This window comes from Peribacillus sp. (assembly GCF_059453735.1).
In genome coordinates this window covers 41264-51835 of record NZ_JAZVJO010000489.1, presented here as the reverse complement: position 1 = coordinate 51835, position 10572 = coordinate 41264, and the positions used below count along the sequence as shown (strand labels likewise).

The following is a 10572-nucleotide window of genomic DNA, read 5'->3' as shown; positions in this document are numbered from 1 at the left end:
ATTCGTCGAGGTAAAAAGAAATACACTCTCATTAAGTAATGAATAGATGAAAACAACGCGCACTGATTGATAATCAGTGCGCGTGTTTTTTAAAATGAGGTTGTTGATTTCCTTTCCAGGCGCTCGCTTTCCGCGGGCGGGCGGTGAGCTGCATCAATGCTTACGCTCCAGTGGGGTCTCACCTATCCCGCTGTTCACGCAGGAGTCTTCACATCTTCCAATCCAATCAACCATCTTTCTAAATTTAATTTGGATTTTAATCCGATGTCTAAATTGAAACATGAGCAAACAAATTCAGGAGGGAGTAAATCAAGATAAGAAGCCCAAAATAGGGGAAATGACGAAGAAACCTTTCGGACAGATCCGTTCGAAAAGGAAGAATCAAAGATTATTACGGAGAGTACTAGTAACCCTGAAATGATGACCGAACAATGCAGTCCTTCTATTAGAGGCTGAGCTGACTTGATTGAATGGTGTTTGATGTTGTGTATTTTTATTTTCCTAAGAATAGAATACGAAGTTTTCTGGGTTAATTTGTCGGTTTCACAAATTCCATAAACACTGGCCAATTAAAAAAGAAGACTGTAGACAAGCTCTATTTCCCTCGAGCTTGTTTACAGTCTGAACGCGCATTGATTCAGTTTATGAGTATAAAAAAAACCCCATCCGAGGATGGGGTCAAACCTATTAACGAGAGTAGTACTCAACGATAAGTGGTTCGTTAATTTCAGCAGGCAACTCAGAACGTTCTGGTAAACGAGTGAAAGTACCTTCTAATTTTTCTGCATCAAAAGTTAGGTAGTCAGGAATGAAGTTAGTAGACCCAACTGCCTCTTTGATGATTTCAAAGTTACGTGATTTTTCACGAACAGCGATTGTTTGACCAACCAATACTTTGAATGAAGGAATATCAACGCGGCTTCCGTTCACAGTGATGTGACCGTGGTTTACAAGCTGACGAGCTTGACGGCGAGTACGCGCTAAGCCTAAACGATAAACAACGTTATCAAGACGTGATTCAAGAAGAACCATGAAGTTTTCACCGTGTTTACCTTGTAATTTTCCAGCTTTATCAAATAAAGAACGGAATTGACGTTCTGTAACTCCGTACATGTGACGAAGTTTTTGTTTTTCTTGTAATTGCATTCCGTATTCAGAAACCTTTTTACGTTGGTTAGCACCGTGCTGACCTGGAGCGTAAGGGCGTTTTTCTAATTCTTTACCAGTACCTGTAAGTGAGATTCCAAGACGACGGGATAATTTCCAGCTTGGTCCAGTATAACGAGACATATAGTGAATCCTCCTAAAAATGTTTTTATTTTGGTAAAATAAAAACCGTTTGTGATAATCAGTTAAGACCATTTTATTTTCATGTATCTTCGCCCTAGCAGCAGAGAGTTACGTGATACACCTCTTGGAAGAGGAATAAAATGAGAGCATAAATGCATTCACATAGGCTGCAATATTTTACACAAAGACTAGTATATAATTTTTTTGCGTTGGAGTCAAGGATAAAAGTTGGAGAGGTGGAATTACGTGTTAAACGATAGTTGAGAATTCCTGCAATAGTTTCTTTACTATGAAAATTTACCGATAAACTATGGATTAATTTACATATTTTAGCGAAATAAAGGAAAATAATGCAGAAATTTTGGTAATTACAGTATATAATGTAAGAGGAGAAACAAATTATTTTTTTCGAGTGAATGGCAGGTTTCAATCTGTCTTTAGTCTTATAACTTGTATTTAGCAGCTAATGAATAGTGAGAATTTTGCAATTTAATCGTATAAGCATAATAGGGATGATAGAGATGAAATATGAAACGAGTCAAGTTTTGAACCAGTTGAAAACAGTCTTTTTTAATCATATGGATAGTATAAAAGGTCAAATTCCACATGAAGATTTTATTAAAGAATTATTGCTGAAAATGACAAGCATTCTAGGAATCGATGAGGCCTCACTATACAGCTATAATGAAGAAAAACAACATTTTTATACGGAAGCAACAACCTTACCCATTAAGAATGAAGTCATTAAGGTGAAGATCGAGTCTGCAATTATTCAAGAAAAACCGGGAAATGGATCCTTTTTTACTCATCAAAAGACGCTTTCAGAGCTTGATCGCTTTGACATTATGATACCGCTTCGGGACGAAAATAGACTGAATCGTATATTATGTTTAAAAGAAAAAGTACCTGGGACTCTGACCAATTTAGGACATGATGGTGAAGTACTTGTAAAAGAGTGTGTTGAGATTATAGAAACCGCTCAAAATCTTCTGGAAATAATTAATGAAAAAAAACGGTATAAAGAATTATTCAGAGTTACAGAACATTTTCATTCTTCAATGAGTATGGATGCTGTACTAGAGAAAATCATTGAAACTCTGCATAAAGTCTATCCAAACTTTTCGTATTATTTACACATTTCTCATGACAATGATAATCATGGGAATCTGCCGATAAAGGATCTAGGTTACGACAGCGAAAACGTAGCGGCGATGAATGCCTATGTGACAGGAACCATCCAACAAGAACAGATAGAGGAATTAGAGACAGTAGTCTTATACGCACCATTAATAGGGAAGCAGGGGGTATATGGGGTGCTGCAGGTTATAGCTCCGAATACAGTAACCTTTCCAAACAATGAAATTGAATTTATTAATCTGCTGGCAGCTACTGCAGGAAGTGCTCTCGAAAATGCTCAATTGTACCAACAGTCAAAACGGTTGATTACAGATTTACAGTTGATCAATGAAACATCGCATAAGCTGAATTCTAATTTGAGATTAAGTGAAACAATGGAATTTTTGAAACAGCAAATTATCAAATCGTTTCATGCTGATGAAACAGGCCTTATCCTTTTGTTACCTGATGGGGAAACCGGGTTAATTACTGGAAGTTCGGATTTTTTCCATACAGAAGCTTCAGAATGTTATGTGCAATATCTTAAAGAAAAGATTAATACAGATAAAGAGTCTTTGTTTATAGGAGACTTAAGTCTGCAATTATCCGATGACGAATGGGAATTCCATTCATTGATGGCAGTCCCGATTATGGAGAGTAATGTATTGAAGGGGTTTGCAGTGGTTTTACATCGTGAGCCTTATTATTTTTCCTTTGAGATGTTTAAGCTGCTTCAATCACTCATACACCATTCCAGCTTGGCATTGGCCAATTCCATGCTTCGTGAAGAATTAGAAAAGATGGTCATTACAGATCATTTAACTCGCCTGCATTCTCGAAATTATTTGGATGAGAAGATCTATCAATCCATGGAGACAGACAACCAAGGGACCTTTATCTTAATTGATATTGATGATTTTAAAAAAGTAAATGACACATATGGACATCAAATTGGCGATGATGTTTTAGTTCAACTCGGCAAGTTAATACAAGCAAATATCCGAGATTCTGATGTCGGTGCACGGTGGGGCGGGGAAGAATTAGCTATCTATCTGCCAAAGGTTTCTTTATCGGCAGGAGTTACGATCGCACAAAGACTGCTTGAAAGGGTAAGAGATCTTTCAACACCAAAAATAACGATATCCTGCGGGGTTTCTTATTGGTCTAATGAATCGATTGATAACGCAAAAGATTTATTTAAACGAGCTGATGAAGCTCTTTATCAAGCGAAGAATACCGGTAAAAATAAAGTACTTGTGAATGATCAAAGCTTTTATACATGTAAGAATTAATAAAAACCCGGATACGAGCACCCGGGTTTTGAACAGCAGTGGTTTATAGATAGTTGATTAAGGCTTCTGAAAATTTCACTAGCATGGTTTCATCCAGTTCGGTGAATCTACCGACAGAAGGACTGTCAATATCAAGAACACCAATTAGGTTATCATCCTTAACTAATGGGATAACAATTTCTGAACGAGAAGCAGCATCACAGGCAATATGTCCAGGGAAGTTATGCACATCCTCTACACGCATCCGTTTTCTTTCTGATGCTGAGGTTCCACAAACACCTTTTCCAAATGGAATTCGTACACAGGCTGGAAGGCCTTGGAAGGGTCCTAGTACGAGTTCTCCTTCTTTGGCGAGATAAAAACCAACCCAATTGATATCAGCAAGGAACTGATTAAGAAGCGCAGAAGCGTTGCTTAAATTAGCAATTTGGTCTGACTCATCTTCAATGAGGGCATGTAATTGCTTAATAACCATTTCGTAATCTTTTTCATTATTTCCTTTATATGTTTCGACAGTAAACATAAACATTCACCCTGCTTCTTTGAATTTCTACTGCTATCTTCCTAAATTTTTTATGGGCTGTATAAGTTGTCGAGAACTATTTACAGGAATCCCGCTTCTGTCAAAGAATAACAACTAAGGAGAGACTATTCTTTAGGAAGCGGGGGATCGCAGATGAATCGTCAGACTAAAACCAAACAGGCCATTCTTGATGCAGCACTTTATTTGTTTCATCTAAAAGGTTTTCATGCTACTTCACTACGTGATATAGGACAAAAAGCCCAAATAAATCCAGCGAATATCGCTTATTATTTCAAAAATAAGAATGGATTGCTAGAGTTTTGTCTTACATCCTACTTTGAAGATTATATAGACGTGCTGGATCGAAATGTTCAAGTTCTTGACGACAAAGGACCCCAAGAGTGTTTAATGGATTTAGTACGAGATATTCTGCATTTTCAGGCAAAAAACTTCTTAGCATCTAGTTTTATATATGGAGAAACAGCTCTGGATTCGAATCTTAACCGCGAAATTCTTTCAACTTACTATATGAAAGAGAACTATTATTTTCAAGTAGTGTATGAAAAGGGCTTTAAGGAAAAATTGTTTCGTCACGGATCGTTTCCGATTTCAATGCTTCAATTAAAAGGCCAGCTTTCGGCACCTATAATACATGCTCGTTATGCAAGAGAAGTTCTGCACATTTTCCCGCAAGAAAGTTATTATATTGAAAAATACATTGAAGATACTATTCATTTTTTACATGGGACGCTTTTTAATAATGAACCAGTAAGGAAACTGGCACTGTCCTAAGCATCTATAAATTATTTCACTCGAAGAAGGCTTTCAAAACCACGGCCTACGTCTTTTGCTACATGGGCGTCTGACCCAAAAACTAATGGAATACCAAGTGCTGATGCCCGTTTGGCAAATCGTTCTGGAGGGTAGGGTTCCAGACATAGTGGTTTTGAAAGTCCGGCTGCATTATAATCGAGTGAATAGCCTTTTTGTTTTATTTGCTCAAGTATAAGATAGATTTGCTGATCGAAGTTTTCTGAGACTGGATACTGTTTTTGAAATTTTTGTGCCAGTGTTATATGTCCGATTCGTTCTGGTTTATATTTGCCAAGGTCGGCGGCAATCGACATCTCAAGCGTACTGTAGTATAGGCGGTAGACATTTTCAACGGATCCTAGAGTTTTAGCAATCTGGCCAAATATCTCTGCACTGAAATCAAGACAATACCACTGATTTTCATGCTTGATAAAATGGACAGACAATATGCTGTCATCTAGATATTTTCCATTTTCATCTAGAAAATGTTTTATCTCCTGTTCATAACCTTCGATGAAATCTACCTCTAAACCAATTTTAATCTCAATCTTTTGCGAATAGCACCTCTTGATTGCTTGGAGTTCCTGAAAATAAGAAGTAAGGAATGCCGGATTCATTCCGCTGTCTTGATTAGGTGTGGGATCAATGAATCCGGAAGGTAAAGGGGCATGTTCGGTAAACGTAATCTGGTTTAATCCTAAATCAAGAGCTCTTAGAATGTACGCTTCAAATTGATCACTTGATCCGTGTGGGCAAAAAGGTGAGTGTAAATGGTTGTCACTTTTCAAGGAATTTCCCCCTAAATACAATTTTTGTATACAGTTTTATGCGAAATATTCATTTTTCTGGTCAAAAATTATTGCTAACATGGTATCATAAAAGCATTGAATTAGACATTTTAACTTTTATATAAAAGTAGATAGTACGACGGAGGCTTTAGAACAGGGGGCATATAATGGAATACATACTTGGTGTGATTATACTTATTTTAGCTTTAGTGATATGGAGTTATCTTACTAAGAAGAAGCATTTTAAAGAAATTGACAGGTTGGAAGCACGGAAAAATGAGATTATGGCCAGTCCAGTACTCGAAGAGCTTTCAAAGGTAAAACAGTTAAATATGACCGGAGAAACAGAGGTTATGTTCGAGAGATGGCGTAGTGAATGGGATGCGATAATCACGGTTCATATGCCTGATGTAGAAGAACTCTTTTTTGATGCTGAAGAATATGTAGATAAGTTTCGGTTAAGACGTTCCAAGGAAGTGCAGCAGAAGGTCTCCGTTAAATTAAAAGAAATTGAGGCGACTATTCAAAAGATTCTCGCAGAATTAGATGACCTTGTTGGCAGTGAAGAAAAGAACCGTGTCGAAATTGAGGAAATTAAGGAAAAATATCGTCATTTAAAGAAATCGCTGCTTGCTCACCGCCATACATATGGAAATGCTGCGGACCGATTAGAAGCTCTGCTGGATGAAGTTACAGGTATTCTTCACCAATATGAAACGGCAACTGAAAACGGAAATTATTTAAATGCTCGGGAGCTCGTTTTATTGATTAAGGACAAGCTGGCAAGTGTAGAACATAAAATGGAAATGATTCCGGATCTTATGGCAGAAGGATTAGTTGCTCTCCCTAATCAATTAGCCGAACTTAAAGATGGATATTTAGATATGGTAAATCAGGGGTATCCCCTTGAACATCTTCAATTTGATAAGGAAATTTTTCAGCTGGAACAAGAATTGGAGCATTATAAAGCCCAAATAGATGTGGCTGAAACAGAAGAAGTAGCAAAAGGAATTCAAGACCTCAATGAAAGTGTAAATGTTTTATATGACTTACTTGAAAAAGAGGTTCTTTCAAGACAATACGTCCTCGAAAATAAAGTGAGAATTAACGAGCAGATCCAGATTCTTGAATATGAAAATGATAAGCAGAAGGCGGAAACCGTTATTGTTCAGCATAGTTATCACTTGAATGAAAATGAGCTAGAAGGACAGAGAAAGCTTGAAAAACATATTCAATCGCTTTCGAAACGTTACCGTCTTCTCTCACTTAAGATCGCTGAAAATGCCTCTTCTAATTCAGTTCTTGGAGAAGAAATGCAAGAGATTGCGGATAAAATTCAGCATTTAAAGGATGAACAAGTTATATTCACTGGTAAACTTCAAGCGTTGAGGAAAGATGAAATGGAAGCGCGTGAAACGCTGCAGGAATTAAGACGGAAGATGAGCGAAACAGCTCGAATTATTTCAAAAAGCAATATTCCAGGTTTACCGGAAGATTACAAGGCGTATCTGCGTGAAGCAAAAGAAAGCTTGGCAGATGTGGAAGATAAACTGGAAGAGAAACCTTTGGATATGGCCTCCGTACAGATTTTCCTTGAGAAGACTGTAGCATCCGTTGGAGAACTTCTCGAAAAAACAGAAACACTAATTGAAAAGATGTACCTTGCTGAGAAGGTTATCCAATATGGAAATCGCTACCGAAGTAAATATCCTTCTGTAGCTGAAGCTTTAAGATCGGCTGAGGAGAAATTCAGGGATTATGAGTATGAAGAGGCCCTGAATACGGCAGCAACCGCCATTGATAAAGTGGAACCGGGAAGCTTAAAACGTATGAATGCAGATTTAGAGCATATCTCTTCTTAATAGATGGAACGAAAGGAACCAATGCGGGAAAGCATTGGTTCCTTTCTTTTGGAGTCAGTCCTTTCTTCCTATTCATCAATATGTTAAAATTAGTAGTTGCAAATATAAAAATTAAAAGCTGTCTAGTGCAGCTTCATATAGAATACAGGAGGGTGAGGCTATGATTTATTTTGATAATAGCGCAACAACCAAGCCGTATCCTGAAGTGATTGAATCCTTTGCTAAAGTAGCAGGAGAATACTTTGGAAATCCTTCTTCTCTCCATGGACTTGGAGCCAGCTCAGAACGATTACTTCAGAAGGCACGAAAGCAAATTGCTGATCTCCTTAATACAATGCCTTCGGAGATAGTTTTTACATCTGGAGGTACTGAAGGCAATAACTTAGCCATAAAAGGGGCCGTTCATGCAGCTGCTAAGAATGGCAATCATATTATTACTACCGAAATGGAGCATGCATCAGTCCTTGAAACCTGCCGTTCTCTTGAACAAGAAGGATTTGAGGTTACGTACCTGCCAGTTACTAAAGATGGCTGCATAGTATTATCAGACTTAATTCATGCCATAAGAGAGGATACGATCTTAGTATCCATCATGCATGTAAATAATGAAATAGGATCCATTCAGCCTATTGAAGAAATTGGCAGTTATCTGGCAGACTTTCCGAACATTACGTTTCATGTTGATCATGTCCAAGGAATCGGGAAAGTACCTCTTGATTTTAACCAATCTCATATCGATTTATGTACTATGTCCGGTCATAAATTTCATGGATTAAAGGGAACAGGAATTCTTTATGTACGCAGCCATGTAAAATTGAGGCCATTATTTACTGGAGGAAACCAAGAATCCAAATTTAGAAGTGGAACAGAAAATGTCGCTGGACTCGTTGCTATGGCGAAAGCATTACGTATGACATTAAGTAAACAGAAACAAGCTAGCGATATGGCTGGAATTCGTGATTATTTGTTGAGTGAGCTTAAGAAAATCGACGGTGTTAAGATAAATAGCCCAGAATTGGGGGCACCGCATATCGTTAATTTTTCAATTCCTGGTATTAAGTCTGAGGTGTTTATCCATGCTTTAGAGGAATCAGGGATATTCGCTTCAACGACCAGCGCTTGTTCATCAAAGAATAAGGCAATTAGTGAAACAGTATTAGCCATGTTCCATGATTTATCTCGTGCGGAAAGTGTCATTCGGATTAGTACGTCTTATGAGAACAATCTAGAAGAAGCAAAAACTGTTATACAGGCTGTCATTGAGAAAATGGCAAAACTACAAAAGGTAATGAGGTAGCTAAATGGAATTTGATCATATTATTATCCGTTATGGAGAATTATCTACGAAAAAAAGAAATCGAAAAAGCTTTGTTGATAAAATGAAATCGCATATCCGGTGGGCAATAAAGGACCTAAAAAAGGCAAAAGTGACTTCAAGCAGAGACAGAATGTATGTCCTATTAAATGGAGAAGATCATCTGGAAGTCATTCAGCGTATTAAAGGAGTCTATGGCATTCAATCCTTAAGTCCTGCCCTGAAGATTGGAAGAGATATTGAAGAAGTAAAGACAGCAGCTCTTTATTATTTTGAACAGCTCTCTAAAAGGCCAGAAACGTTTAAGATCACCACAAGAAGATCTGATAAGGACTATCCATATGATACGAATGAGATGAATCACCTTATTGGAGGTCATCTTTTAATCAATAATGATGGTCACTTAAAAGTGGACGTGAAAAATCCTGACTTTAATCTGCGCATCGAAATACGACGTGAAGCGGTCTATCTAACTGGTGAGATTATTGAAGGTGCAGGTGGTCTTCCATTTGGTTCAAGCGGAAAAGCCATGCTGATGCTTTCTGGAGGAATCGACAGCCCAGTTGCCGGGTTCCTGTCGATGAAGAGGGGCCTTGAAGTGGAGTGTATTCATTTCTACAGTCCGCCATTTACAAGTGAACGTTCTAAGCAAAAAGTGATTGATTTAGCTCATAAATTAGCGGAAGTGAACGGCAGCATTAAACTTCATATTGTACCGTTTACAGATATACAAGTATTGATCCAGAAGCAAATTCCAGAGAATTATACGATGACAAGTACGCGTCGATTAATGCTTCGTATTGCAGATGCGATTAGAGAGAAAAATGAGGGTATGGCGATCATAACCGGTGAAAGTCTAGGACAGGTGGCCAGTCAGACGCTTGAAAGCATGTTTGCAATCAATGAAGTGACAAATACGCCAATCTTACGCCCGCTCATTACAGTTGATAAAACAGAGATTATTGCAATGGCTCGTGAAATGGAAACGCTGGAGATATCCAATCAGCCGTTTGAGGACTGCTGTACAGTATTCACTCCAGCGAGTCCGAAAACAAAGCCAAGACGAGAAAAGGTTAATTATTGTGAAGGATTCGTGGATTTTGAACCAATGATTGAAAAGGCGGTTCAGGACACAGAAACTCTTCGAATTAGTGGTGAAAAGCTAAATAATATGGATGAAACAATCGAAGATTTATTTTAATACAATTCACTAAAAGATGAAGGTATCAATTACCAACTTATTTATGAATGACGCCATGTGTTTTAACACATTCTATTATCACAAGGGAGGTGAAAAACACATGGCGAACAACAACAGCTCAAATAATTTGTTAGTACCTGGCGTATCACAAGCTCTAGATCAAATGAAATATGAAATTGCTACAGAATTTGGTGTACAACTTGGTGCAGAAACAACAGCTCGCGCTAACGGATCAGTTGGTGGAGAAATTACTAAACGTTTAGTACAAATGGCTGAACAACAATTAGGCGGATCACAAAGATAATTTCATAAATATGGCTGCAGGAAGCGGGTACTTTTACCCGCTTCCTTTATTTATGTTTGGAAAGCTGC

At 37.8% G+C, this 10572-nt stretch carries 9 protein-coding genes; 6 read left to right on the top strand and 3 right to left on the bottom strand.

What is annotated here, in order from left to right; translation table 11 throughout:
- Window positions 1–687: 687 nt before the first annotated feature.
- Window positions 688–1290 carry a 30S ribosomal protein S4 gene (gene rpsD / locus AC52RT_RS16225; RefSeq protein ID WP_495541706.1) on the bottom strand — a complete coding sequence of 201 codons (603 nt, stop codon included), beginning with the start codon at window positions 1288–1290 and terminating at the stop codon, window positions 688–690.
- 521 nt (window positions 1291–1811) lie between these two features.
- Between rpsD and AC52RT_RS16220 the strand changes: the two genes are divergently transcribed.
- On the top strand, window positions 1812–3698 hold the full coding sequence (locus AC52RT_RS16220; RefSeq protein ID WP_495541705.1) for a sensor domain-containing diguanylate cyclase: 1887 nt from the start codon (window positions 1812–1814) through the stop codon (window positions 3696–3698).
- A gap of 43 nt (window positions 3699–3741) precedes the next feature.
- Here AC52RT_RS16220 and AC52RT_RS16215 read toward each other — a convergent pair whose 3' ends face one another.
- Window positions 3742–4221, bottom strand: a complete 480-nt coding sequence (locus AC52RT_RS16215) for a GAF domain-containing protein (protein ID WP_495541704.1) — start codon at window positions 4219–4221, stop codon at window positions 3742–3744.
- Between the two features lie 153 nt (window positions 4222–4374).
- On the opposite strand from AC52RT_RS16215, the gene refZ reads away from it, so the two are divergent.
- Window positions 4375–5013, top strand: a complete 639-nt coding sequence (refZ, locus tag AC52RT_RS16210; RefSeq protein WP_495541703.1) for a forespore capture DNA-binding protein RefZ — start codon at window positions 4375–4377, stop codon at window positions 5011–5013.
- An 11-nt stretch (window positions 5014–5024) separates the two neighbouring features.
- Here the strand turns inward: refZ and hisJ are convergent, their stop codons facing one another.
- Window positions 5025–5822 (bottom strand): histidinol-phosphatase HisJ, encoded by a 798-nt coding sequence (gene hisJ / locus AC52RT_RS16205; protein ID WP_495541702.1) that lies wholly within the window; start codon window positions 5820–5822, stop codon window positions 5025–5027.
- Between the two features lie 167 nt (window positions 5823–5989).
- On the opposite strand from hisJ, the gene ezrA reads away from it, so the two are divergent.
- The 4 genes from ezrA to AC52RT_RS16185 all read left to right on the top strand — a co-directional run bounded on the left by ezrA (window position 5990) and on the right by AC52RT_RS16185 (window position 10504).
- Window positions 5990–7684, top strand: coding sequence for a septation ring formation regulator EzrA (gene ezrA / locus AC52RT_RS16200; protein ID WP_495541701.1), 1695 nt, complete (start codon window positions 5990–5992; stop codon window positions 7682–7684).
- Window positions 7685–7844: 160 nt separating this feature from the next.
- Entirely contained in the window at window positions 7845–8981 is a 1137-nt protein-coding gene (locus AC52RT_RS16195; protein ID WP_495541700.1) for a cysteine desulfurase family protein, read from the top strand.
- Between the two features lie 4 nt (window positions 8982–8985).
- Window positions 8986–10200, top strand: coding sequence for a tRNA uracil 4-sulfurtransferase ThiI (gene thiI / locus AC52RT_RS16190; RefSeq protein ID WP_495541699.1), 1215 nt, complete (start codon window positions 8986–8988; stop codon window positions 10198–10200).
- Window positions 10201–10300: 100 nt separating this feature from the next.
- A complete protein-coding gene (locus AC52RT_RS16185; RefSeq protein ID WP_495541698.1) occupies window positions 10301–10504 on the top strand; it encodes an alpha/beta-type small acid-soluble spore protein in 204 nt (67 codons plus the stop codon).
- Window positions 10505–10572 lie beyond the last annotated feature (68 nt).

Bases quoted from the DNA above. Each gene is read 5' to 3' on its own strand.
- rpsD (WP_495541706.1), bottom strand. From the start codon at position 1,290: ATGTCTCGTTATACTGGACCAAGCTGGAAATTATCCCGTCGTCTTGGA.
- AC52RT_RS16220 (WP_495541705.1), top strand. From the start codon at position 1,812: ATGAAATATGAAACGAGTCAAGTTTTGAACCAGTTGAAAACAGTCTTT.
- AC52RT_RS16215 (WP_495541704.1), bottom strand. From the start codon at position 4,221: ATGTTTACTGTCGAAACATATAAAGGAAATAATGAAAAAGATTACGAA.
- refZ (WP_495541703.1), top strand. From the start codon at position 4,375: ATGAATCGTCAGACTAAAACCAAACAGGCCATTCTTGATGCAGCACTT.
- ezrA (WP_495541701.1), top strand. From the start codon at position 5,990: ATGGAATACATACTTGGTGTGATTATACTTATTTTAGCTTTAGTGATA.
- AC52RT_RS16195 (WP_495541700.1), top strand. From the start codon at position 7,845: ATGATTTATTTTGATAATAGCGCAACAACCAAGCCGTATCCTGAAGTG.
- thiI (WP_495541699.1), top strand. From the start codon at position 8,986: ATGGAATTTGATCATATTATTATCCGTTATGGAGAATTATCTACGAAA.
- AC52RT_RS16185 (WP_495541698.1), top strand. From the start codon at position 10,301: ATGGCGAACAACAACAGCTCAAATAATTTGTTAGTACCTGGCGTATCA.